A 24,563-nucleotide genomic window follows, 5' to 3' on the forward strand; every position below is an offset into this window, starting at 1 on the left:
CGGGTGTCTCATTTCGAGACAGCGGGGCTTCCTCGCCCAGGAAGAGCGGCAGCACACTTGTTTCCCCTTCAACCGAATCCGATACGGTGGAAGGCGTCGTGACCACAACACAGCACTCTCCTTCCGACCCCGCGCTGCCACCACTGCGTCTGGCACGCGAGCGGTTCCTGACGGGGCGTCCCCTGCCGGACGACGTGCCGGACGAGGTCGTCGCCGCATGGCGGCGCGCGCGGTTCTTCGGGGTTCCGCACGATCTCAAGGAGACGACCACCGGGCCGGCACGGCCGCAGGAGTCGGCCCTGCTGGGCGCCGCCCGCCCCGTGCTGGAGCGGATCGCCCCCGCCCTGGGGGCCGGTGGGTCGGTCCTGATCCTCACCGACCACCGGTTACGGGTGCTGTGGACGGGCGGCAGCACCCCAGGGCACGAACCCTGCTCCGACCTCTCGGAACAGCACGTCGGCAACAACAGCGCGGCACTCGCCGTGCGCACCCGGCACCGCGCCGAGGTGCACGGCCCCGAGCACTTCCTCGACCGATGGCAGGATCTCTCCGCGGTCAGCGTGCCGGTGCTCGCGCCGGAGAGCGGGCAGGTGCTGGGCACGGTGACCGTCGCGACGGGACTGTGCGGCGGGTGCCCACCGCATCCCGGCGCGGCGCTCGCCGAGGCCGCCGCCACCGCGGTGGAGGCCGCGCTGCTCGCCCGCTCACGGACGGCCGAGCGAGTCCTGCTGGACGCCTACCGCCGTGCGGCTCAGGGCCCGGACCGCGCGGTGGCCGTGCTCGACGGCCGCAACCGACTGCTCAGCGCGGCCGCGGAGCGGGTGCTGTCGCCACAGGCGCTGGCCGCGCTGGAGCGTACGGCCGTGGCCGCACGCCACAAGAACACTCCTGCCGACGGCGCGGCCAAGCTGCCCGAGGACGCGGGATGCACCGCGCAGATGACTCCCGTATGTCATGAGGGAGCCGTCATCGGCGTGGTGGCCGTACTGCACCCGCTCGCCGACGCCGCCGTACCCTCCGTGCCGCGCCCGTGCACCACCGCCCTAACCGGCTCCTCGGTCCCCTGGCGGCACGCCGTGGCACGGGCCCTCGACCTGGCCGGCTCCCGCGAACCGCTGCTGCTGTCGGGAGAACGCGGCACAGGCAAGACGACACTGGCGCGTCAGCTGCCGGGTGGGAGCGCGGCGTGGGTCGTCGACGCGGCGGAAGGCGGTCAACTCGGCCGCATCCGCACCGAGCTGGCGCAGCGACGCCCCGTCCTGCTCCGCCATGCGGAGCGCCTCACCCAGCCGGCCGTGGCCGCGCTCAACTCCCTGCTCGACACACACCCCGACGCCCTCCTACTGGTCACCTACACACCCGGCACACCGCCCGGCCCCTGCCTCCAACGGCTCCTGGACACGCTGGCCGCCCGCTCGGTCACTCTGCCCGCACTACGGGAACGCCCGGAGGACGTACGGGAGTTGCTCCCGGCGCTGACGCCACGGCCCGCGCCGGGACGGGCTCCACTGACCTGGACGCTTGACGCACTGCGCGCGCTGGAGCAGTACCCCTGGCCCGGGAACGTCACCGAACTCGCCCACGTCGTACGGACGCTGACGGAGCACCGTCGGGCGTCCGGACCCGTCCGGCGGGCCGAACTGCCGGACCAGGTACGCGAAGGGCCCGCAGCGCGGCACCTCAGCGCGATGGAACACGCCGAGCGCACCACCATCCTGGACGCGCTACGCCGCCATGGCGGTAACAAGGCCCGGACGGCGGCTGCCTTGGGCATCGGCCGGGCGACGCTGTATCGGAAGTTGCGGGGCTATCAGGGCTGAGCGGCGACGGCCCTGGCAGCTGATGCCGGCGGTGAAGACAACGCCCATCTTCACAACAAGCCCTGCACGCCGGCTGGCAAGGCATGAGGGGTACGTCCGGAAGCGTACTGGCGGAGAGGGCAGGATTCGAACCTGCGTGGGCCTTGTGGGGCCCGACCTTGAGGCGTGCTCGCTGGTCCCCGATCAACCACTCCGGGCACCTCTCCCTGCTCCCGGCCTTGGGGTGTCCCGCGCCGTTCACGTGAACAACTCTGGCAGGAGCTGCTGACGGCGGCCTGACGTGCCTCTGACACGGCCCGCTCGGGATGATGCCGCGTCGCCCCGTCGGCCGGGCTGTCTCGCCGATAGTCCAGGACGCCCCGCATCCGACGAACACGCTGCCGAGCAGTGCCCCGACAGCACCACGCACTCCTACGCCTCCGACTGGAAGACCTGGACCGCCTTTTGTGCTCAGCTCGGCATCCCACCGGCCGCGGCCACCCGCGAGACCCTGCGGGCCTTAGTCAAGGCTCGCCTCGTCTACGTCGCCGGCACCCGCGCTCGCAGCCGACACGACGTCGGCGGACTGGCATGGATCGAGAACCATTCATCCGTCCGGAGTGAGGCTAGGGGACCAGGAGGTTCTTGGTCTGCTGGTGGTACATCGCACGCGTGGCGCTGAGCTGCGCGAATGCGGGGTTTGCAGAGAGCTGGCGGGAGTTGGTCCGTGTATGGTCCGGAATCTTGATGGTGTCTCCTTGCCGGCCTGCTCCGGCAGGAGCGGCCTGGGAGCGAGCGCACCGATAGGGCGGGGCCATCCTTGTGAGCAACTCCGCGGATGTCCCCGGCAGGCCGGGCGAGTGGCGAAGCCCGCGAAGTGCCGGGGGTCCCGGATCTGGACTCGGTCCCTGACACGGAGCCGAGGGCCGCCACCGGAGACAGCCCCAAGCGCCATCCGTGGAGGTCAGGACCGCGCGGCGACCTTGGCGTGGGCAGCGCGCAGCGAGACCTTGTCGATCTTGCCGACCGGGTTCTTCGGGATGGCATCCACCACGAAGAACGCGGTCGGGCGCTTGAAGCCGGTGAGGCTGCGCGCGCAGAGGGACTGCAGTGCCGACGGATCGACGGCCGAACCCGGTCGGGGCTGGACGTAGGCGACGACGACCTCTCCCCATTTCTCGTCGGGGACGCCGATCACGGCGGCCTCGAGCACCGACGGGTCACCGACGAGGACGTCCTCGATCTCCTTGGGGTAGATGTTCTCCCCACCCCGGATGATCATGTCTTTCGACCGTCCGACCAGGGTCAGGTATCCGTCGGCGTCGAGTCGGCCCACGTCGCCGGTGTGCAGCCAGCCGTCGACGATGACCTTGGCTGTCTCCTCCGGGCGGCCGAGATAGCCCCGCATGACGTTGGGGCCCCGCACGACAACCTCTCCGTCCGCGCCCGGCGGCACCTCGCTGCCGTCGGCGTCGACGATCCGGATCTCCTGGCCGGGGAAGGGCAGTCCCACGGTTCCGGCGCGTCGAGGGCCCGCGACAGGATTGATGGTGGAGCCGCAGGTTCCCTCGGACAGCCCGTACCCCTCGACGAGCGGGAACCCGTAACGGGCCTCGAACCGGGTCAGCAGCTCGGCGGAGGCGGGTGCCGCGCCGCAGACTCCGAAGCGCAGGGACGACGTGTCGGGGCGGACCGGGTCCGGGAGCGCCGCGAGCATGCTGTAGATCGTCGGCACGGCGCTGAAGAACGTGGGGCGCTCGCGCTCGACCACGTCGAAGAACGTCTGGGGATTGAACCGGTCGGCGATGGTGACGCTCGCGCCCGCCAGCAACGGTACGAGAGTGCTGACCACGATGCCGTTGACGTGGAAGAGCGGCAGGATCAGCAGACACCGGTCGGCCGGACCGACCTCCAGCGCCCGACGCCCCATGTCCGCCATGGCGTCGATGTTGGCGTGATCGAGCATCACCCCCTTGGGAACCCCGGTCGTGCCGCTGGTGTAGATGAGCAGGGCCAGCGCGGACGGGTCCGGGAGGGGGGCCTCATCCGGCTCCGCCGCTGCGTCGTCGTGCAGTTCGCCGACGGCGAGAACGGCAGTCCCGTCCGCCACCGCGGCCTCGCCGTCCTCGCTCACCAGAAGGCGTGCGCGGGAGTCCTTGACCTGTCGGGCCACTTCGATGTCGGTCATGCTCGGGTTGACCGGCGTGATGGTGGCGCCGAGCCGCCAGGCGGCGAACAACAGAAGCACGAACTCCACGCGATTGGTGAGCTTGAGAGCCACGACATCGCCGGGGCCGATCCCGAGATCCTGGAGGTGACGTGTGGCCGCCTGGACGCGACGCAGCAACTGGACGTTGGTGAGGGCCTGGCGGCCGTCCGCGACCGCGGCCCCGTCGGGGTCGAGGGACGCGCGGCGGTCGGGCAGAGATGCGAAATTCATGGCGAGGGCGTACCTGTCTGGGTGTGATGCGGTCCGGTCACGGAGCTGACGCGGCGGCTGCCGGCTTCAGCTGGCGGGTGAGGAACTCGATCTGGTCGCGCACCAGTACTTCGAAGGTCTCGCCGGTGTAGAAGTCGAAGTGGCCGGCGTCGTACCTCTTGATCTCTCCCTTGGGTGCGGTGCGCGCGTAGCGGAGGGTCTGGGCGGGAGGCGTGACGGAGTCGGTGTCGCTGACGCAGAAGAGGATCGGCATGGCGATCTTCTTGGCCGCACGCCCGGGCCGGTAGGTGAGGATGGTCGGGATGACCCGCGCCGCCACCTCGTTGCGGAACGTCGTTCCCGGAGGCTGGAGCGCCTGGTATCCGGGCAGGGCGTCCGGGGCGTTCATGAGGGCCGACGAGCCGGGGGTGGCGGCGATCGGCACCATCACGGGCGGCTTTCCGCGGCCTCTGGCCGCCAGGTCGCGGGCGACCACGGGGAGGACCTTGAGTGAGGCGACAGGGCCCAGCGCGAGCGCGGAGGCGAGACCGTCGGTGAAGGGGCATTGCGACACTGCCGCGCGCAGCTCGGGGTGGCGGGAGGCGACGGTGATGGCATGGCCGCCGCCGAACGAGCTGCCCCATACGGCGATGCGGGCCCGGTCGACGTCCGTGCGGGCCTTGACGTAGGCGATGGCGGCGTCCCAGTCGGCGAGCTGACGCTTGATCGACAGGAGCTGGCGAGGGTGGCCGCCGCTGTCGCCGAAGTGCCGGTAGGTGAAGGCCACCGCGGCGATGCCGGCCTGCGCGAAGCGCTCGGCGAAGGCGTCCAGGCGCATCTCGCGGACGGCGCCGAGGCCGTGCCCGAGGATGACGACGGGCGCAGACGTGACGCCCGTGGGGAGGTAGAGCCAGCCGGCGCAGTTGCTGTCGCCGGAAGGGAACGTGATGTCGTGACGGGTGAAGGACTGCGAAGTGGTCATCGTCGGTTCACCGCCCGCTCGTCGAGCGACCGCCCGGCACACTGCCCGATGCGAGGGCCCGGGCGTAGGTGCCCGGCGTGTAGAGCGGGAGTTCGCCGGTGGCGGCGGTCGTGGCCTGGTAGTCGAGCATCAGCCTCTGGCCTTCCTCTGACATGATCTGGGCGAAGAACTCGGCGCGTTCGACGTGCAGACCGTCCTCCAGTGACATCGAGCCGCCGAAGTACACCGACCTCTTGGCCGCCGCGACCGACCCCTTCGACCGCTTTCCGAAGTGCTCGGCGAGTTCGACCGCCTGCGCGACCACCTTGTCCTGCGCGACGACCTTGTCCACCGCCCCGTTGGCGAGGGCCTCCGCGGGCGTGAACGGCTTGCCTTCGAGGATCGCGGCCAGGGACCGGTGGGTGCCGATCAGGCGGGTCAGCCGCTGGGTGCCGCCACCGCCCGGGATGATGCCGAGGAGGATCTCCGGCTGGCCGATGAAGAATTCCCCCTCGGCCATGACCCGCAGATCGCACGCCCAGGCGAACTCCGCGCCGAGGCCGAGAGCGGAACCGTTGAGGGCGGCGACGTAGAGCACACCGCTGGCGTTCATCCGCAGGAAGGTGGTGTGCAGACGTTCCAGCTGCAGGGCCCCTCGCATCGGGGTCCTGCGCAGCAAAGGCGCGAGGAGACGGGACCGGTCCACGTGCTTCGCCATGCGGACGACGGCCGCGGCACCGCGCCGTCCGACCGTGGGGCTCGCGGCGCCCTCCTCCTGCAGCCACCGGACCGCGGCATGACTGACGAACCGCTTGGGATGCGCCCCGGTGAAGACGACGGCACGGACGTTCGGATCGCGGTCGGCTCGGGCCACCAGCCTGTCCAGCTGCTGGGCGATGTCGAGGCCGAACTCCTGGTGCGGGCCGCCGTCGACCCGGACGATCAGGACGGCCCCGCGATCTTCGATCGTCAGACGGCCCTTGTCTTTGTATGGCATGAGTTCTGCTCCCGTGCTGAGTTCATGGCGATGGGAAAGTGCGTCGGGACGGCCGCGGATGCGTGTGGCAGCGATGAGGTCGGGTTCGCCCGACATGCTGTGCCCGCACAGGCGGCAGGAGACTGGACCAGCGCGTGATGACGTGCCCGAGGGCGGACGCGTGTATCGAAGGCGGCGCGTCACATGCGATGTGTACTATTGCCGTGAGAAATTACATAACCAAGTTATTTCTGGTGTGTCAACGGTGGAGGCGTGCGGGACATGGCAGGGCGGGCGAGGCTCGATGACGCACCGGAGCGACTTGTGCAGGCGGCCGTCGGCTTGCTGGCCGAGCAGGGTCCGTCGGCTCTGAAGGTGCGCGCGGTGGCGTCCGCGAGCGGACTGTCGACGATGGTGGTCTACAGCCACTTCGGTGGGATCCCCGAGCTGATGAGGGCTGTCGCCGACCACGGGTTCAAGGAACTCGGCGCGGCGTTCGGCCGGGTACCGGTGACGGAGGACCCGATCGCGGATCTCTTCGCCATGGCCTTGACCTGCCGTCGGCAGGCCCGGGAGAACCCTCACCTCTATGACCTGATGTTCGGTCTGTCCACTCGGGCGACATACCGGCCGCTGCCGGATACGGACCGTCGCCTGAGCGGGCATTCCCAGGCCTTTCGGGAAGCCCATGTTTATGTCACCGCGGCGTGCGAACGGCTCGTGCGCTCCGGCAGGATCGAGCGTCAGGAACCCGAAGCCATCGCCGCCCAGCTGTGGAGTTACGTGCACGGTTACATCACCCTTGAACTGGCTGAGCACTTCGTCGAGTTCGATGACGCCGTGGCGCAGGTGCTCGTGCCGATGGGTGTGAACTTCGCTGTCGGACTCGGTGACGAGCGCGAACGTGCCGAAGCCTCCCACGAGGCCGGCGCGCGCCTGTACGACTCGATCGTCCAAGGCCGCTGAGAAGCCGGGCGGTTGGGTGCTGCCCCAGGCCCTAGGACGACCTGGTCTCCGCGGCAGGGGCATCTGCGCCCGGCGTGACCTGGTCCTGCCTCCCCAGCGCCGCGACCTCCCGTTCGAGGGACGGCACCGCCCGGGCCGCGAAGCGCCGCGCCCAGGGCCAGGCCAGCGGTGAATTCAGCGCCGCCTTGGCCCAGTTGGCCACGACGACCGCACGCGGGACATACACGCGGCTGCGTCGGCGCACGAGCCCGTCGACGATCGCTGCGGCCGCCCGGTCCGCGCTCGTGGTGACGTTGCCCGGATAGGGCAGCCGTGTGCGCAGGTCCTGGAACGAGGGGAGGTCCGCCTCGGCGCCCCGGACGAGATCCGTGTCGATCCAGGAGGGGTGTACCACGCCGACCGTGACTCCGAGGTGGGCCACTTCCTGTCGGTAGGTCAGAGCGAGCAACTCGGCCCCGGCCTTGCTCGCGCCGTAGGAGGCCATCGCGGCCAGCGGCATGAACGACAGCGCGGACGCCACGACCAGCACATGGCCACGGCTGCGCTCCAGATGGGGCGTCGCGTACTTGAGGGTGCGGAAGACACCGTTGAGGTTGATGTCCAGAACCCGCTCGAACGACGCCTCGTCCGTCTGTCGCACCGTCCCGTACGCCACGACGCCGGCGTTGGCGACCACGAGGTCGACGCCGCCCATGGCCTCGGCGGCCTCGTCGATCGCCGACCGTAGAGCAGCCCCGTCGCGCACATCGGCCTCACGCCAGGCGGCGCCGGCACCCAGCTCGTCGGCGAGGGCGCGCAACCGATCGGCTTCGAGGCCGATCACGGTCACCCGGGCCCCTCGGGCGGCGGCCAGGCGGGCCACCTTCTCACCGATGCCGCGTGCCGCTCCGGTAACAACCAGCTTCTTGCCCAGCAAGTCACGTTTCATGGCGGCAACATAACTTCGTTATTGATGGAGCACAAGAGACTGCGCACCGGTCGCTGTTCGGTTCACCTGCTGGGTCTCACGACTGGACGAACCTATGCTGGCCGTCATGAGACGGACATCCTTTGCGCAGTGGCCCTGCTCGATCGCGCGCACCATGGACCTGCTCGGGGACTGGTGGACGCCGCTGGTGCTGCGTGAGGCGTTCTACGGGATCCGGCGGTTCGACGCGTTCCAGGAGTCGCTGGGGATCGCCCGCAACACGCTGACGGACCGGCTGCGCCGGCTGGTGGAGGAGGGGCTGCTGGAGAAGCGGCCCTACCAGACGGAGCCGGTCCGCCATGACTACGTGCTCACCGAGAAGGGGCGCGACTTCTATGGCGTGCTGCTGGTGATGAACCGGTGGGGGGACCGCTGGCTCTCCGGCGAAGCGGGCCCGCCGGTGACGATGCGCCACGAGGCGTGCGGGCAGGAGACGCATGCCGAGGTGGTGTGCGCCGCCTGCGGCGAGCCCATGACCCTGGACAACACCCACCCCCGGATGGGCCCCGGCTACCCACCGCACCTGGCCGAACGGCCGGATGTGCGGGCCCGGTTCACGGGCTGACCGGGCAGCCCCCTGCACGGCAGGTCACCCTTGACAAGGGGGTCTACCTACGCAACTTTACTGGTCAGACGCTCATTTGAGCGCTCTTGGCGACAGAGGGGCTGCGGGTTCATGGAGTGGACGGGCGCACGCTATGCGGACAAACCGACGGTTGAGGTCCACACCTGGATCGCCGCACCACCGGCTCAGGTGTGGAGGCTGGTGTCCGACATCGAACTGATGCCGCGCATGAGCTCCGAGCTGCAGTCGGTGGAATGGCTGGACGGCGGCGGGCCTGCTCTGGGAGCCCGGTTCGTCGGCCGGAGCAAGCACGAAGCGTTCGGGGAGTGGGCCACCACGTCCCACATCGTCGAGTGGGAGCCGCCGAAGCGGCTCGCCTGGGCGGTAGAGGATCCGCAGTACCCCTCGGCGATCTGGCGATTCACGTTGGAGCCACAGGACGGGGGCACGGTGCTGCGGGAATGGATGCAGATGGGGCCGGCCCCCTCGGGGCTCACCAGTTTCGTACCCGAAGGCGCCAAAGAGGCGTACTTCGACCACCTGGACCGGGGCCTTGCCAACGCCGGCCGTACACGCGCCGACCTCGACATCTGCCAGGGCGCCGAGGTCGCCTTCGCGGAGGACGAGGACGACCTGCGCATGATGGTGGCCGGACGCAAGAAGGAGCTGGCCTTCAGCCTCGGCGGCATGGGCTCGGCGACCACGAACTTCTACAACAACGCCTACAGCCGCCAGGGTTGGGCCGAGGTCGCGGCCGAGGTCCGGACCCGTTGGCAGGCCGGGGACCGGGACGGCGCGGCCGGTCTGATCACCGACGAGATGGTGCTGGCGACGACGCTGATCGGAACCGAGGACATGGTGCGTGAGCGACTGCGCGTGTGGCGCGACGTCGGTGTCGACACCGTCCGTTTCTATCCCGCCGGCGAGACTCTCGACGCCCGGCTCGCCACCCTGGGCCGGGCCATCGACCTGGTCCGCGACCTCGATCGAGACGAGGTGGCACGCTGACGACAGGCCATAGCGGCCGAGGCGGGCCGCCATAGGCCGATGCCGTCCGCCGTGCCCCGGTTCAGGTCAACCGCGGGCGCTGACGCCGTCGGCCGCCAGGCCCGACATCATCAGGGTGATCGCTTGGAATGTCCTGGTCAGGGCTTCCTCCCGGTCCATCGCGGCGGCGATGATCTGGTTGCCCTCGCACAGGCCGGCCAGCAGTAGTCGGGCGACGGTGGCGACGGGCACGTCCGGTTGCAGGTCACCGCGTTCGGCCAGAACGGTCAGCAGCCGTTCGATCTGCGGCTGGGCGACGGTGTCGTTGACATGTCGGTACTGCTCTCCCAGAACCGAGGGTGCCTGGGCCATCAGCTCCCGGTGCAGGGGGTCGTCGATGGTCCGCCGCAGGAAGGCGTGCGTGAGGTCGGCGACCGCGGTCATGGCGGGTTGGTCCGGCTTTGTCGCACGGATCGCCTCGGACGTCGTGTCGCACAGGGCGCCGACCTGCTGAAGCAGTTCGATGTAGAGCTCGGCGAACATCGCCCTCTTGTCCGGGAAGTGGCTGTAGAAGGTGCCCTTGCTCACCCGCGCCGCCCCGGTGATGGCCTCGACCGACGTGTCCGCGAACCCGTTGTCCACGAACAGCTTCCGCGCGGCCGTCACCAGGTCCGCCCGGGTCTGCTCCGCATACATCTGTCGTCGGTTTGGCCCTCGCATGCGCACCATCGTATATTCAGTGACCTTGGGTCAGTGAATGACTCGCGGTCAGTCGGGCGATTGTCGTGACAACGCCATCCGGAAGGCAGGCGGAGCCGTGGAAAAGCGCAGGATCGTGTTGCTGGGTGCGACGGGGTACACCGGGCAGCGCGTGCTCCGGGAGCTGCTCGCACGTGGGGAGAAGCCGACCTTGGTCGGGCGGAGTCGGACCAGGATGCAGACCCTGGCCGACCGCTTCCAGGCGGACCTGCCGGTGGCCGAGGTCGACGTCACCTCGACGGCCGACCTGACGCGCCTCGTGCAGCCCGGCGATGTCGTCGTCTCCACGATCGGACCGTTCATGCGGCTCGGAATGCCCGCGGTCACGGCTGCCGCGCGGGCGGGGGCGCACTACTTCGACTCGACGGGGGAGGGAACCTTCGCCCGCCGCGTCCTCCTTGAGCTGGACGCCGTCGCGGCCGGCCGGGGAGCGACTCTCGTGCCCGCGTTCGGCTACGACTACGTGCCGGGCAACCTCGCCGGCGCGCTCGCCCTGACGCGCGCGGGCGAGCGGGCACGCCACGTGGAGACCGGGTACTTCATCACCCGCGCCGGACACGGCGACGAACTGCGTTACCGCAGCACCCTGCGCGACGCGTACACCCTGACCACGGGAGGCACACGTCAGACGCTGGTCGCTGCCGCGGCCGAGGACGGGTTCGCCTACCGCAGGCCGCGCCCCTGGGCCGGCGCCCGGGTGGTCGACGAGCGAGTAGGCAAGCGGGTGCGTACCTTCCACTACGGCGGCGTGAAACGTGCGGCCATGACCGTCCCGGGCACGGAGCATCTCGGACTGCCGGAGGTCTTCCCTCAGTTGGAGAGCGTCGAGGTGGGCCTCGGGTGGTTCGGACGGTGGACGCGCCCGGTGCAGATCGCCGCCACGATCCAGGCCCCCTTGTTGCGCTCGGCGAAGGTGCGGGCTGCGCTGGCGCGGTGGTCCGAGCGGCTCCCGGGATCGCAGCGCGAGCCGGACCCCGACGGTCGTTCCCTGGTGATCGCCGTCGCTCGCGACGGCCACGGCCGACCCCTGGCCACGACGGCCCTCACCGGACCCGATCCGTACGAGATGACGGGATCCCTCCTGGCGTGGGGCGCCGCCCACGCGGCTCAGCCGGATGCCGTACTCAAGCCCGGTGCGCACGGCCCGGTCGCCGCCTTCGGCCTCGACACTCTCAGGCTCGGTGCCGCCGAGGCCGGAGTACACGAAGTCGACGGGGCGTCGGCCCGCCGTCGATGACGGCTGAGCGGGCATAGATCACCACGCCGCGGCGCTGAAGCTGACGTTCGGGAAGCCGCCGAGACGGTGGACCATACGGCCGCCTCCACCGGTTCCCCGCGCGGCGGGCGGTGGCGGATGCCGCCGCCGGCGGGTTGGTGAACAGATGGTTCGATCGGGAGTGAGTCCGCCCCTCGCGGGGGCCGGCCGCACCAGTGGAAAGGAAGCCGTCCATGGACGAGCAGGGTGAGCGCTTCGACGTCGTCGTACTCGGCGCGGGCCCCGGCGGGTACGTTGCCGCGATCAGGGCCGCACAACTGGGCAAGCGGGTCGCGGTCGTCGAGGAGAAGTACTGGGGAGGCGTCTGTCTGAACGTCGGCTGCATCCCCACCAAGGCCCTGTTGCGCAACGCCGAACTCGCGCACGTCTTCACGCGCGAGGCGAAGACCTTCGGCATCAAGGTCGACGGCGAGGTCTCCTTCGACTACGGCGAGGCGTTCCGCCGCAGCCGGAAGGTCGCGGACGGCCGGGTCAAGGGCGTCCACTACCTGATGAAGAAGAACAAGATCACGGAGATCAGTGGGCGCGGCACGTTCCTCGACCCCCATACGCTCCAGGTCGTGGACTACGACGGCAACACCCGAACCGTCGGTTTCGACCACTGCGTCATCGCCACCGGAGCGACGCCCAAGCTGCTGCCCGGCACCCGCCGCACCTCGCGTGTCGTGACGTTCGAGGAGCAGATCCTCGCCGAGGACCTGCCGCAGTCGATCGTGATCGCGGGAGCCGGCGCCATCGGCGTCGAGTTCGCGTACATCCTGCACAACTACGGTGTGAAGGTCACCATCGTCGAGTTCCTGGACCGGATCGCCCCGCTGGAAGACGCCGAGGTCTCCGCCGAACTCGCCAAGCAGTACCGGAAGTCGGGCATCGACGTCCTCACCTCGACCCGCGTCGAGTCGATCGACGAGTCGGGCGCGCAGGTCCGTGTCACGGTCACCGGCAAGGACGGCGCCCAGCAGGTCCTTCAGGCCGACAAGGTCCTGCAGGCGATCGGTTTCGCGCCGAACGTCACCGGCTACGGTCTGGAGAACACCGGAGTGCGGGTCACCGAACGGGGCGCGATCGACGTCGACGGCCGCTGCCGCACCTCCGTCCCGCACATCTACGCCATTGGTGACGTCACCGCGAAGCTGATGCTCGCGCACGCCGCCGAGGCCATGGGCGTGGTCGCCGCGGAGACGATCGCGGACGCGGAGACCATGGAGCTGGACTACGTGATGATCCCGCGGTCCACCTTCTGCCAGCCTCAGATCGCCAGCTTCGGCTACACCGAGGCACAGGCCAGGGAGAAGGGCTTCGACGTCCAGGTGGCCAAGTTCCCGTTCACCGCAAATGCCAAGGCCCATGGCCTGGGCGATGCGACCGGGTTCGTGAAGCTGATCAGCGACGCCAAGTACGGCGAGCTCCTCGGCGGCCACCTCATCGGCCCCGACGTCACCGAACTCCTCCCCGAGCTGACCCTGGCCCAGCAGTGGGACCTCACGGTCCACGAGGTCGCCCGCAACGTCCACGCCCACCCGACCCTCGGCGAGGCGGTCAAGGAAGCCGTCCATGGCCTCGCCGGCCACATGATCAACATGTAGCGTTATGAGGGCTCGACATGGGTGACGCTCTCGCGGAGGCGTGCTGCCGGCGGCTTTCGAGAACTGCCGGATCGGTGTGTTCCTCGCCTACGCCACCGGCCGCGGACGCACGCTGATCGACCGGCGGCTGTATCTGCCCACCTCCTGGACGAACGACCGCGAGCGCTGCCGACGGTAGGGCGACGTGTCGAAATCCTTGCGGCGTGAACCGGAGGTCCGGAGTTCAGGATCCGGTGCCGTAGCGGCTGAGCATGAGGGCGACCGCTTCGTCCACGATCGCGGCGTCGGTGGGGTTGGGCGGGACGAAGTCGGTCCGTACGAGTTGAGGCCACAGGAACTGACTGCAGATCATGCCGAGGAACTGTTCGGCCACTTCGGATGCCGACAGCGGCTGTCCGTCGGCCGAACGGAAGTCGAGTGTGCCCGCCTGTGCCTCGGCGTCCAGGTAGTCGCGGAGCCGGTCGAAGAAGGGGCCCCGGTCGATGGCGAAGCCGGTGCCGACGATGTCGGCGAGTTCCGGCATCTGGGGCAGCTCGGTGATGATGAGGCGGCACAGCGCCGCCGTGCCCGGACGCGCGACCAGGCAGGCGTAGTCGCGGCCGATGTGGTCCAGACCGTACCGGGGGTCGCCGGGCGGTGGCGGCGCGGCGTACTCCACATCCAGCTGCCATTGTTCGGAGGTGACGGCCTCGAACAGCGCGGCCTTGGAGGGGTACCGCTTGAAGAGGGTGCCGGTGGAGACGCGGGCCTCCTTGGCGATCTGGGCCAGGGAGGTCTTGTCGTATCCCCGGGCGAGGAAGAGGTCGCGGGCGGCGCGGATGATGCGGGCGCGGTTCTCCGCTTTGATCTGCGCGTGATACCCGGCCTGGCTCGCTTCGCCACCGGTTTCCGCTCGTTCCGCCACCGCCATGCCCTCGCCCCTCGCCCGTTTCCCGGCCGCGTCCTCGCTGTCAGAGGACGGTCTGGCCGCCGTCCAGGATAAGGTCCTGGCCCACCGCGAAGGCGGCGGCGTCGGAGGCCAGGTACACGACGGCTTCCGCGACCTCCTCCGGCAGACCCATGCGGCCCAGCGGGATGCCGGCGCTGATCCGCTCCAGGACCGCCGCCTGCACCGCGGGGTCCTCGATCCCGAGCTTGGCGTACAGCGGGGTGTCCACCGGGCCGGGGCTGACCGCGTTGAACCGGATGCCGTGCGACTTGAGCAGGTCCGCGTTCCACGACCGCATCAGGGAGCCGACAGCCGCCTTCGTCGCGGCGTAGGCGTTCGAGTTCCCGTAGCCGCCGTGCGCGCTGCTGGACGCGTTGAGGATGACCGAGGACGGGTTGGCCAGCACGGGCACCAGGGCCTGGGTGAGGAAGAAGACGCTCTTGACGTTGATGTCGAAGAGCCGGTCGTAGCTGTCCTCCGTGTGGTCCTCGAAGGGCCGCCAGTCCGAGACGCCGGCGTTCAGGAACGCCACGTCCAGCTTCCCGAAGTGCTCACCCACCTGCTTTGCCAGGGCGCGCTGCGCATCGAGATCGCGGGCGTCGGCCTGTACGACGGGCACCTTGTCCCCGAGGACCTGCCGGGCCCTGTCGATGCTGGCCGGGGTCACGCCGGTGACCAGCACGTCGGCCCCCTCCGCGAGGAACCGCCGGGCGGTCTCCAGACCGATCCCGCTCGTGCCGCCGGTGATGAGGGCGCGCTTGCCCGCAAGACGATTCATGTTCCCTGTTCCTTGCCGAGAAGTAAGGTAAGTCGATGGACTCACCATCGGAAGGTAACTCCCACACCACCCTTAAGGCAAGTCGATCCACTTACCATCGGTGGTCGGGGGTGGTTCTGCTGAGCCGGGAAGGTGGCCGGCACCGGCTCGAATGCCATGTCGCGGCCGCCCGTGAGGAGCCGGGCGATGATGGCCTTCCCGGCGCCGGGCGGTCCTGGACGGTGGCGCTGAGGCGCCGCTGGGCGACCATACGGGCCCAGAAGCGGAGTCGGCGGCCGGGGCCAGGAGGTGGTCCTGCCTGACGATGTCTTCCAGCTTTGCGCGCAGGCGGTCGGCGACTGGCTGGGAGGGCTCCTCGTCGAAGAGCGGCAGGATCGCTACGGTCGGTTCCATCGGCCCCTCGGGCCACAGACGGGCATGCCCGGCGGGGCGGACTGCCGCGCTGCCAAGTATTCGGACCAGTTCCCGCCCGCGAGGGTGGCCCAGGGTTCGGCTGCCTTGGGTTGGATGCCGAGCAGGTCGGTGATGACCATGGGCGGCAGGTCTACGAGGGCGTCCATCATGGCGGTGTTCCGGGCTGCGCGGGCAGGCAGACCGTGCTGGCTCAGGGCGTCGGCGAAGCCGAGGGGGTTGCGCGGGTGCCCAGGCTGTGACCGGGCAAGAGTATCTGCACCCGGCCGTGTTGCTGGGGCGCTCCTGTCCGCAACCGCCACAACACGCCGTTCACGACCTGCCGGTGTTCCCGCCAAGACCGCCCACGACCATCCGCACCCGGCAGCAGCGGAGCTATCCGCTCCCACGCCGCATCCGGCAACTCACCCCGACCAACCACAAGATCAATTATCAGACACGGCCTAGGTCAGGGAGCACGTCAAGCCCTTTTCGCGCCGCTCTGCTCGCGGACGGCGTCGAACATGGCGGTGAGAGCGGGACTCTCGGCAAGGCTGCTCAGCAGGGCGTGTAGCGAGTGCCGCTCAGTGGTGCCGAGGTCGGGGAGGATTTCGGTGTCGAGGCCGACGAGTGTGCGGTTGAGGTCGGCCAGGACCTTGCGCCCGTCGTCCGTGATGTTGACGGCGTAGCGGCGTCGGTCCTGCGGATCGCGTGTCCGCTCGGCGTATCCGGCCCGCTCAAGGTCGTCGAGACTCGTCACCATCGTCGCCGGGTCGATGCGCAGGAACGAGCCGAGCGCCAGCTGCGGCATGGCCCCGTTGTCGGCCAGGGCCTGCAAGACGCTGTAGTGGCGCACTCGCAGGCCGGTACCGCTGATGCCGTCTTCGGCGATCCTGAAAGCCACCTGCCCGAGTTTGACCAGCAGGCAGATGGTGTGTTCAGCCACTGTCCCCGGTACCAGCGGAGCCTCGGACATCGTTTATCCCGCCTATGGTTAGGCCTGCGTATCGTCTGGGTCCATCCTACGAGAAGGCCTGAGGTGGCCGGACCGGGGCAGCGATCTCGGCGCGCGGAATCGGGGCACGCAGGGCAGGGGATGCGCGGGGCCGTCAGCCGACGATGGTCCGGCCGAAGATCTGCCGGGCGATGACCCACTTCTGGATCTCGTTGGTGCCCTCGTATATCTCACCGATCTTGCTGTCCCGGTAGATCGCCTCGACAGGGCCGGGGCTGCCGTCGGCACCCAGTTCGCGGGCGAAGCCGAGGCCTCCGAAAGCCTGGACGGCGTCGCGTGCCATGTCCACCGACAGCTTGGTGGCGTAGTACTTCGCCATCGCGGCCTCGGGTTCCGGGGACGGGTTGCCGGCGTCCAGGCGAAGGGCCGCCTTGGTGACGAGGGTGCGGGCGTTGTCGATCTCGGTGGCCCGCTCGGCGAGCAGGAACTGCCAGTGCTGGTTGGCGGCCACCGGCTTGCCGAAGGCGTGGCGCGTCGACAGGTGGGCCACGGTGTGATCGAAGGCGGCCTGTGCCATGCCGACCCCGGCGGCCGCGATGCCGATCCGGCCGTAGGTGAGAGTGGTCAGTGCGTGGCGCAGTCCGTGTCCCTCGGTGCCGCCGAGGAGGTCGTCGTCGGACAGGTGTACGTCCGAGAAGCGGATGTCCGCGGTGAGCTGGCCGCGGTTGCCCATCTTGCGGTCGGCGAGGCCGACTTGAACGCCCGGAAGTGCTGTGTCGACGATGAACATGCTCAGCCGCTCGCCGGTGCGGGCGAGAACCACCACGAACGCGGCCACGGGCGAGTTGGAGATCCACCGCTTGTGGCCGTTCAGCACCCAGCCGGTCTCGGTGCGTACGGCCTCGGTTCGAACGGCCTGCGGAGACAGGTCGCTGGAGGCGTCCGGCTCGGTGGTGGCGAACGCGCCGACCACGGAACCCTCCGCGACCTTGGGCAGCCAGCGCTGCTGCTGCTCCTCGGTGCCCTGCCGCAGTGCGTTGCCCGCCAGGATGCAGTGCACGTCGAAGACGGCCGCGACGCTGCTGGAGTAGTAGGCCAGTTCCTCGATCGCCGCGGCGGTGGCGGTCGCCGGGTGGGTCAGACCGTCGCCGCCGACCTCGCCGGGGAAGGGGATCCGGAAGACCCCCGCCGATGCGAGCGCGTCGAACACCTGCCGGGGGAAGCCGTCGGTGCGCTCGTCGCCGTTCGCGATCGCTGCGGCGTGCGGAGCCACTTCTTGCTCCGCGATCCGGCGCACGGCGGCGCGTACGGACTGGGTCTCTTTGGGGGCGAGGAGCTCGTGGTAGAGCCGGTCGCTCTGACGTGCGGGAGTGGAAGTGGAAGTCATGCGCGGACCATATCATTCGTGTCGCATATGATTAGTTCACCAATCGATTTTGGAGGTTCGACCATGACACGGACGCTGGCCGGCAAGACCGTCCTGATGTCGGGAGGCAGTCGCGGCATCGGACTCGCCATCGCCCTGCGCGCGGCCCGCGACGGTGCGAACGTGGTGATGCTCGCCAAGACCGCCGTACCGCACCCGAAGCTCGAAGGCACGGTTCACACCGCGGTCGAGGAGATCGAGCGCGCGGGCGGCAAGGGGCTGGCCGTCGTCGGTGACGTCCGCAACGAGGACGACGTACGTACCGCCGTCAACGCCGCGGTCACTGCCTTCGGCGGCATCGACATCGTGGTGAACAACGCCAGCGCGATCAGCCTGTCGTCGACGGAGCAGCTGGAGATGAAGCGGTACGACCTGATGCAGGACATCAACACGCGCGGCACGTTCCTGCTGAGCAAGGCCGCGATCCCGCACCTGCGGGAAGCGGACAACCCGCACATCCTCACCCTCTCGCCGCCGTTGAACCTCGCGCCGCACTGGGTGGGCAGGCATCTCGGCTACACGCTGTCGAAGTACGGGATGAGTCTGTGCACCATCGGGCTCGCCGAGGAGCTCGCCGCCGACGGCATCGCCGCCAACTCGCTGTGGCCGCGAACGCTGATCGACACGGCCGCCGTACGCAACGTGGTCGGCGGCGCCGGGCAGGCCCGTAGTCCGCGGATCATGGCTGACGCCGCGTACGCCGTCCTCACGCGTGACGCGCGCAAGTGCACCGGCAACCTGTTCATCGACGACGAGGTCCTGTCGGACGAAGGCGTCGCCGACCTCTCCGAGTACAGCCCTGCCGGCTTCGAGGGGGATCTCGCCCTCGACATCTTCGTCGATCCGGCCTGATCCCGCTCCGCTTCGGGGCGTGGGCGGAACTCCCCCTCTCGGACGGCGACGATCCGCGCCCCGGTGCGCAAGGCGTGCGCGACACCCCGCTCACGGCTGCGCTACTCGGTCTGCGCGATCGCAGTCGTGTTGGCGCTGGAGGCGCAGCTCAGGATGACGACGGTCGAGCCGGGGCGCAGGGTTCTGACCGTGCCCGCCGCCCGCGCCGCCGTGATTGCTGCGCTAATTGTGCGGGCATTGCCTGCGCCTGTGGCGTGACCTGCCTGGAGAGGTGGTGGGTGCGTGACCGCTTCAGGGCCGTGCTCGGCGGGGGCGGGAACGGGCGTTGTTTGATTCTCGGCGCCGCCTGGTCCACGTCCGGCGACCGACGCCCGCAATCGCCACTGGTGGTCCAGGTCGTCCAGGCGGCGACCGCCAGAACGCGGACCCGGGCCGGACCGGGCGAGCGCGAGCGCACCTGGGCGGACCGAGCCCGTCGCGAGCTCCCGGCGCCACCGCGCTCAGTTCACTCGGCGGGCCTCAGGCGAAAAGCGGGGCCGGGGATGCTCTCGATGTCTTCCGGCTGTACGGCGTGGCCCTGGTCGCAGCGGATCTGGGCGTCGACGTGCGCGCCGCATCCACGGTGCCGGGACAGCATGGCCGGGCCCTCCGGGTCGGCGCGGTAGCGGTCCCCCCATTGCAGGAGCCCCATCACGGCCGGGACCAGATCCACACCCTTGGGTGTGATCACGTACTTCGGCCGACTCCGCGAGCCCGGCTCCTTGTAGGTCTCGGTGGCCAGGATCCCTTCCTCCACGAGCATCTTGAGTCGCGCCGCGAGGAGGTTGCGAGGACAGCCGAGGACGCGTTCGAACTCGCTGAAACGGGACGAGCCGTACCAGACCTCGCGCAGGATCAGGATCGTCCACTTCTCGCCCACGACCTCAAGGGTGCGGGCGATCGAGCAGTTCGACGTGTCCCGGTCGAGATGGGGAAACGTGCCGGCGTCGTCCTGCAGGGCTTCGGTCGTTGCGTCCATAGGGGGGATTCTAACCTCCTCTGAGTTTACTTTTCCATACTCAGCTAGTACTGTCATGATCGGCACGTCAACCCGGCCGCAGACGAGAAGCAGGCGCACAGGGGACCCGTCCCAAGAATCACACCGACCACCGAGACACCCACGCAGAAAGGCGGCCGCCATGAAGGCATTCGTCGTCGAGAAGTACGGCAAGGACGGCGCCCGCGCCGCCGACGTGCCCGAGCCCACCGTCGGAGCCCGCGACGTTCTGGTCAGAGTGAGTGCCGCCGGCATCAACCCGCTGGACAAGATGGTCCGCAACGGGGAGTTCAAGCAGATCCTGAAGTACAAGCGCCCGTTCGTGCTCGGCCACGACGTGGCCGGCGTCGTGACACAGGTCGGCTCCGCCGTACACGGCTTCAAGGTCGGCGACGAGGTCTACGCCCGCCCGCGCGACCTGCGGGTCGGGGGCTTCGCGGAGTTCATCGCGATCGACGCGGACGATGTCGCCCCCAAGCCGGCCTCACTCTCCCTGGAGGAGGCGGCCGCGGTGCCGCTGGTGGCCCTGACCGCCTGGCAGATCCTCGTCGAGCGCGCGCACGTGAAGCCGGGGCAGAAAGTGCTCGTCCACGCCGGAGCCGGCGGCCTCGGGTCGACGGTCATCCAGCTCGCCAAGCACCTCGGCGCCACGGTGGCGACGACCGCGAACACCAGGTCCGAGGAGTTGGTCAGGAGCCTCGGCGCCGACGTCGTCGTCGACTACACCAAGGAAGACTTCTCCAAGGTGCTCTCGGGCTACGACCTGGTGCTGGACTCCCTGGGCGGGGCGAACCTCGAGAAGTCACTGACCGTACTGAAGCCCGGCGGCCTGGCCATCAGTGTCGTCGGCCCGCCCGACGCCGGTTTCGCCAAGCAGCTCGGCGCACCCTCCGTCCTGGGCCTGGTCATGAACACCCTCAGCCGCAAGATCCGCAAGCGGGCCAGGGCGCTGGGCGTGCGCTACGAGTTCCTCTTCATGCAGGCCAACGGCTCCCAGCTGCGCAAACTCGGCGCCCTCTACGACAGCGGGAAGCTCCGCCCGGTCATCGACAGCACCTTCCCCTTCGACCAGACGCTCGAGGCGATGGCGTACGTCGAGCAGGGCCGCACCAAGGCCGGCAAGGTCGTGGTCTCGATGGTGCCCGACGGCGAGTGAAACCGTGCGGGCCGAACCGGTGGCCGTTCACCCATGCGGGGGGGCTGATCGTCACGCGAAGGCCGGAGGGGGCTGGTAGCCCTCGACTTCCCGGCCCAGGAGCTCGGCGAACTTGATGGTGGTGAGGTCGCCGCCGCTCGGCCCCATCGCCTGCAGCCCGACGGGCAGACCGTCACGGCCCGTTCGGACGGGGATGGTCGTCGCCGGAGAGCCGGCCACATTGGCGATGGCGCTCCACTTGACCTGATCCCAATAGGAACGGGAATGCCCGTCCACCTGGATCCGCCGGCCGAACCTGTCGATCGGCTTGGTGTGATGAGGCGGCGCCGTGGTCGGAGTCACCGGCATGAGCAGGACGTCGAACTCACGGAAGAACTCGGCCCACCGGTGCCGGAGTTCATGGCGTGCGACGTCCGCTTGCAGCCAGCTGTAGTGGGACTGGAAGGTTCCTCTCACCGCGTCCAGCACCTCTCCACGAGGGTGTTGGACAAGACGCGCGAGGGTCGCGGCGTTGGAGGCCGCTGTCAGTCCGGACCGGTCGTAGGTGAAGGCGCCGAAGAGCAGGCGCTGGAACAGGGCATGACTGGTCGTCATGTCGACGGGCAGGCTGGTGGGCCGTACTTCAACCTTCGTGCCCGCCGCTTTCAGGGCGCTCAAGGCGTCGTCCACTGCGGCAACGACATCGTGGTCTATCGGGCATGACGCGTCCTCAGTCCACACCGCCACGCGGAAGGCGCCGAGTTCGTTCGCTCGTGGTGGTGCGAGGGTGTAGCTGAAGCCACCGTCGCGCTCCGGCGGTCCTACCGTCGCGTGGAGGATGGGGACCAGGTCGCGTGCGTCGCGCACTTGGGCGCCGGCACAAGCGAGGTCGATCTCCGCCCACCGTCCGACACCTGGTCCGCCCGGGACGTGTCCGATGAGGGGGATGGACCGCCAGGTCGCCTTGTGTCCGTAGAGGCCGTTGAAGTGTGCCGGAATCCGGGTGGATCCGCCGATTTCCGAGCCGAAGTCGAAAGCCGTGAGTCCGGCGGCTGTTGCCACTGCTCCACCGCCTGCGGAACCTCCGGACGTGCGGGCGGTGTTCCAGGGGTTCAGCGTCGGCCCGAACACGGGGTTGTCCGCTTGGACGTCCTGGTTTCCGGCGGGCAGATTGGTCTTGCCGATGATCACTGCACCTGCGGCCCGCAAGCGTTGTACCGCCTCTGCGTCCTGCTCGGGTACGTAGTCCTTGAGGTGGGTGCGACCGCAGACCGTCCGCAGGCCGGCGGTCTCGTAGCTGTCCTTCAGCGTGATCGGGAGACCGTGGAGCGCGCCGAGTTCCGCCCCGGCCGCCCGTTTCGCGTCGGCTGCCCTGGCATCGAACTGCGCCCGCTCGACGTCCAGCGTGACGACCGCGTTCAGTGTTTCGTTGTGCACGCCAATGCGTCGCAAGTAGGTTTCGAGCAGTTCCTCACTCGAAACCTGCCCTGACGCCAGCGCCTCCAGTTGGTCCGTGGCCGGCTGGAAGGGGAGGTCACGCACGGAGAGCCTCGTTTCTGTGTGCGCTGATCGGCGAACCCGCAGTTGAGCGACCGTGGCTGGTCGGTCGTCGCAGCGGGAGGGTCTTGGTGGTGTCGCCGTGAGGTGCTGACACGTGCGCCTGGAGAGTTCCGGATCGGACAGCGGTGGGCGCAGTTGCCAGATGGGTGCGGCAACTTGGTGCGGGTCCGCGACTTGTGGCGACCCTGCGGACGGTTGATCGGGACGTTGCCATCTGAGTATATGTAAGTAAACCCAGATGGTGGAGTGCGTCGCTGCGGGGTCCCTTCAGATGGTCAAGTGCAGGACGGCGGCTGTGAGTCCACTGTCCCGCCGGTCATCTGGCTCTCTGTCCGGTCAGGATTTCGTGTTGCACGTGCCGGAAATCGACTTGGGGTTCTCGGGATGAGGTGACGCTCCCCAGCCAGCCCAGGGCGAACGCCGCGGGAACGGAAATCAGGCCTGGGGTCTGGAACGGGTACCAGTCAAAACTGGCTTGCGGCCAGAGCGCGAACGCGGTGCCCGAGACGATGGGGGAGAAGGCCGTGAGGACGGTGCAGAGCAGTAGTCCCCCGTAGACGGACCACAGTAGGCCCCGACGGTTGAAGCGACTCCGGAAGAAGGAGTAGATCAACGCCGGGAAGACGCACGTGGCCGCAACGCCGATCGAGAAGGCGACCAGGAATTCAGTCGGATAGCGGTGGATGGCCGCGGCCAGCGAAAGGCCCACCGCGCACACGCTGACGGCGGCCATGCGCAGCGCCCGTAGCTCATGGGTCTCGGTGCGCAGGCGCTTGCCACGCGCGAACACATCGTGGGTGAGAGAGACGGCGGCAGCGAAGGTCACGCTGGCCATGGCCGTGAGCACCGTGAGGAACACGGCACATGCCAAGACGGTGATGAGCGCGATGCGTCCCGTCGAACCGTCTTGGAGCACCTCAGAGGCCAGCTGGATCAGGGACGACTGTCCCGTGGCATCGACCGCGCCGAGACCGGAGGCGCCCACCACGGCCGCTGCTGCGAAGCCGGTGGTGATCAGCAGGAGAATGAACGCGCCGACCAGTCCTGTGGCGATGCTCGTGGACCGCCGTGCCGTGCGGCCGGTTCGGGATGCGCTGACCCGCAGGATCTGGTGGGGCATCACGGCCGTGCCGAGGATGAAGACCATGTGATTGCCGAATGTGTTGAGTGAGCCGAAGCTCGCCGTGTACGGCCAGAACCCCGGCTCCAGGTATTCGTCCGGCGCCGTGCTGTTGTCCACCGCGGCCGAGAACAGAGACCCAGGGGCCCAGTCGAACTTCCTGAGGGCCAGCAGTGTGAGTACCGCGAGTGCCGTCAAGGTCAGCGGGACCTTGGCGACGTGCATGAAACTGTTGCCGCGAAGGCCCGCTATCGCGGCGAAGCAGGCGACGAGGCAGCCCATCAGGATCGTGCACACGAGCTGCCCCCCGTCGGTCGTCATACCGACCAGGAGGGCCGTACTGGTTCCGGCGACGCGCAGTTGGATCACGATGAGGGGGATCGAGATGGCCAGCGTCACCGCCGCCGCGGCGAGGCGGGGGCCCGGTCCTGACGCCCGCAATGCGTAGAGGTCACCGAGGGTGTAGCGACCGCTGGTACGTATCTTCTGGGCGAGAAGCAGCAGTACGCCGAGCATGATCAGGCCGTCGAGGGCGTACGTGAACCCGTCGTAACCGAACAGCGCGACACCGCCGGAGACCGTCAGCAGGGTGACGACCGAGATCTGCTCACCGGCCAGGGCGAATCCGTTGATGACCGGGGAGAGCGACCGGTTGGCGACATAAAGCCTCTCCGGGTTCTCCTCCTCCGCCGTGGCGAGAGTGAAGATCCACAACAGGAACCCTCCGATGAAGATGAGGAAGGCCATGATCACGGGGCGTCTCGCGTCCGAACCTATGGGGTCGAGTACGCCCGAGCTCAGGATGTCCAGAGTCACCGCGTCACCACCGGGACCGTTGGCGGAGGCGACATCGGATACGTCGGTGGGGGGTGCGTCGGAGGTCAGAGCCTGTTCGAGGGGATCGGTCGACCGGGCGCTTCGTATCTCGTACAACCAGGCAGTGGCGATGAACAGGGCGCATTGCAGAACGCCCCACATCAGGCCCAGGGTGAGCTTGCCGTACACCTGCACCGCGGGGACGTCCGTGAAGCAGGACAGTGTGATGCCGACGGCGAAGGGGATCCCGTTGACGACAAGGAAGTCGCGCTGCAGGCGATGCGCGGTCTCGCGGAGTCTGTTCAG

The 24,563-nt window shown here is 69.0% G+C and carries 20 protein-coding genes and 3 pseudogenes; 9 read left to right on the forward strand and 14 right to left on the reverse strand.

The window, feature by feature from the left end; translation table 11 throughout:
* Positions 1-98 precede the first annotated feature (98 nt).
* A complete protein-coding gene (locus CRP49_RS34655) occupies positions 99-1,820 on the forward strand; it encodes a sigma-54-dependent Fis family transcriptional regulator (RefSeq protein ID WP_097256908.1) in 1,722 nt (573 codons plus the stop codon).
* Between the two features lie 108 nt (positions 1,821-1,928).
* Here CRP49_RS34655 and CRP49_RS47045 read toward each other — a convergent pair.
* From CRP49_RS47045 to CRP49_RS34670, 4 genes and pseudogenes are all read right to left on the reverse strand, one after another.
* Positions 1,929-2,026: pseudogene (locus tag CRP49_RS47045) on the reverse strand.
* 737 nt (positions 2,027-2,763) lie between these two features.
* A complete protein-coding gene (locus CRP49_RS34660) occupies positions 2,764-4,239 on the reverse strand; it encodes a class I adenylate-forming enzyme family protein (protein ID WP_097256909.1) in 1,476 nt (491 codons plus the stop codon).
* 37 nt (positions 4,240-4,276) lie between these two features.
* Positions 4,277-5,200, reverse strand: a complete 924-nt coding sequence (locus tag CRP49_RS34665) for an alpha/beta hydrolase (RefSeq protein ID WP_097256910.1) — start codon at positions 5,198-5,200, stop codon at positions 4,277-4,279.
* 7 nt (positions 5,201-5,207) lie between these two features.
* A complete protein-coding gene (locus CRP49_RS34670) occupies positions 5,208-6,176 on the reverse strand; it encodes an enoyl-CoA hydratase/isomerase family protein (RefSeq protein ID WP_095851138.1) in 969 nt (322 codons plus the stop codon).
* 261 nt (positions 6,177-6,437) lie between these two features.
* On the opposite strand from CRP49_RS34670, the gene CRP49_RS34675 reads away from it, so the two are divergent.
* On the forward strand, positions 6,438-7,121 hold the full coding sequence (locus CRP49_RS34675; protein ID WP_097256911.1) for a TetR/AcrR family transcriptional regulator: 684 nt from the start codon (positions 6,438-6,440) through the stop codon (positions 7,119-7,121).
* 31 nt (positions 7,122-7,152) lie between these two features.
* On the opposite strand, the gene CRP49_RS34680 is transcribed toward CRP49_RS34675, so the two are convergent.
* Complete coding sequence (locus CRP49_RS34680; RefSeq protein WP_097256912.1) at positions 7,153-8,049, reverse strand: short-chain dehydrogenase/reductase; 897 nt, start codon at positions 8,047-8,049, stop codon at positions 7,153-7,155.
* 106 nt (positions 8,050-8,155) lie between these two features.
* Between CRP49_RS34680 and CRP49_RS34685 the strand changes: the two genes are divergently transcribed.
* Entirely contained in the window at positions 8,156-8,653 is a 498-nt protein-coding gene (locus CRP49_RS34685; protein ID WP_097257703.1) for a helix-turn-helix domain-containing protein, read from the forward strand.
* A gap of 111 nt (positions 8,654-8,764) precedes the next feature.
* Positions 8,765-9,661 carry an LLM class flavin-dependent oxidoreductase gene (locus CRP49_RS34690; protein WP_097256913.1) on the forward strand — a complete coding sequence of 299 codons (897 nt, stop codon included), beginning with the start codon at positions 8,765-8,767 and terminating at the stop codon, positions 9,659-9,661.
* Positions 9,662-9,727: 66 nt separating this feature from the next.
* On the opposite strand, the gene CRP49_RS34695 is transcribed toward CRP49_RS34690, so the two are convergent.
* Positions 9,728-10,360, reverse strand: a complete 633-nt coding sequence (locus CRP49_RS34695) for a TetR/AcrR family transcriptional regulator (protein WP_165854152.1) — start codon at positions 10,358-10,360, stop codon at positions 9,728-9,730.
* Between the two features lie 37 nt (positions 10,361-10,397).
* Between CRP49_RS34695 and CRP49_RS34700 the strand changes: the two genes are divergently transcribed.
* The 3 genes and pseudogenes from CRP49_RS34700 to CRP49_RS34710 form a co-directional block, all read left to right on the forward strand.
* A complete protein-coding gene (locus CRP49_RS34700) occupies positions 10,398-11,636 on the forward strand; it encodes a saccharopine dehydrogenase NADP-binding domain-containing protein (protein ID WP_097256914.1) in 1,239 nt (412 codons plus the stop codon).
* Positions 11,637-11,848: 212 nt separating this feature from the next.
* Positions 11,849-13,261, forward strand: a complete 1,413-nt coding sequence (gene lpdA / locus CRP49_RS34705; protein WP_037705104.1) for a dihydrolipoyl dehydrogenase — start codon at positions 11,849-11,851, stop codon at positions 13,259-13,261.
* Positions 13,262-13,319: 58 nt separating this feature from the next.
* Positions 13,320-13,433 (forward strand): annotated as a pseudogene (locus CRP49_RS34710) (IS701 family transposase); the annotation flags it as partial.
* 51 nt (positions 13,434-13,484) lie between these two features.
* Here the strand turns inward: CRP49_RS34710 and CRP49_RS34715 are convergent.
* The 5 genes and pseudogenes from CRP49_RS34715 to CRP49_RS34740 all read right to left on the reverse strand — a co-directional run bounded on the left by CRP49_RS34715 (position 13,485) and on the right by CRP49_RS34740 (position 17,699).
* Positions 13,485-14,171 carry a TetR/AcrR family transcriptional regulator gene (locus CRP49_RS34715; protein ID WP_097256915.1) on the reverse strand — a complete coding sequence of 229 codons (687 nt, stop codon included), beginning with the start codon at positions 14,169-14,171 and terminating at the stop codon, positions 13,485-13,487.
* Between the two features lie 40 nt (positions 14,172-14,211).
* Positions 14,212-14,967, reverse strand: coding sequence for an SDR family oxidoreductase (locus tag CRP49_RS34720; protein ID WP_097256916.1), 756 nt, complete (start codon positions 14,965-14,967; stop codon positions 14,212-14,214).
* Between the two features lie 688 nt (positions 14,968-15,655).
* Positions 15,656-15,799, reverse strand: a pseudogene (locus tag CRP49_RS34730) (transposase); the annotation flags it as partial.
* 39 nt (positions 15,800-15,838) lie between these two features.
* Positions 15,839-16,333, reverse strand: a complete 495-nt coding sequence (locus CRP49_RS34735) for a MarR family winged helix-turn-helix transcriptional regulator (RefSeq protein WP_095851127.1) — start codon at positions 16,331-16,333, stop codon at positions 15,839-15,841.
* Between the two features lie 133 nt (positions 16,334-16,466).
* Entirely contained in the window at positions 16,467-17,699 is a 1,233-nt protein-coding gene (locus CRP49_RS34740) for an acyl-CoA dehydrogenase family protein (RefSeq protein WP_097256917.1), read from the reverse strand.
* Between the two features lie 63 nt (positions 17,700-17,762).
* On the opposite strand from CRP49_RS34740, the gene CRP49_RS34745 reads away from it, so the two are divergent.
* Positions 17,763-18,590 carry an NAD(P)-dependent oxidoreductase gene (locus CRP49_RS34745; protein WP_097256918.1) on the forward strand — a complete coding sequence of 276 codons (828 nt, stop codon included), beginning with the start codon at positions 17,763-17,765 and terminating at the stop codon, positions 18,588-18,590.
* Between the two features lie 505 nt (positions 18,591-19,095).
* On the opposite strand, the gene CRP49_RS34755 is transcribed toward CRP49_RS34745, so the two are convergent.
* Complete coding sequence (locus CRP49_RS34755) at positions 19,096-19,608, reverse strand: helix-turn-helix domain-containing protein (protein WP_097256920.1); 513 nt, start codon at positions 19,606-19,608, stop codon at positions 19,096-19,098.
* 160 nt (positions 19,609-19,768) lie between these two features.
* Here CRP49_RS34755 and CRP49_RS34760 point away from each other — a divergent pair, with 160 nt between their 5' ends.
* On the forward strand, positions 19,769-20,782 hold the full coding sequence (locus CRP49_RS34760; protein ID WP_097256921.1) for an NADP-dependent oxidoreductase: 1,014 nt from the start codon (positions 19,769-19,771) through the stop codon (positions 20,780-20,782).
* A 51-nt stretch (positions 20,783-20,833) separates the two neighbouring features.
* On the opposite strand, the gene CRP49_RS34765 is transcribed toward CRP49_RS34760, so the two are convergent.
* Together CRP49_RS34765 and CRP49_RS34770 are read right to left on the reverse strand one after the other, a co-directional pair.
* Complete coding sequence (locus tag CRP49_RS34765; RefSeq protein WP_095851122.1) at positions 20,834-22,303, reverse strand: amidase; 1,470 nt, start codon at positions 22,301-22,303, stop codon at positions 20,834-20,836.
* A gap of 334 nt (positions 22,304-22,637) precedes the next feature.
* Positions 22,638-24,452 (reverse strand): transporter, encoded by a 1,815-nt coding sequence (locus CRP49_RS34770; protein ID WP_257033591.1) that lies wholly within the window; start codon positions 24,450-24,452, stop codon positions 22,638-22,640.
* Positions 24,453-24,563: the final 111 nt, after the last annotated feature.

This window comes from Streptomyces sp. Ag109_G2-15, from assembly GCF_900215565.1.
Taxonomy (GTDB): domain Bacteria; phylum Actinomycetota; class Actinomycetes; order Streptomycetales; family Streptomycetaceae; genus Streptomyces; species Streptomyces diastatochromogenes.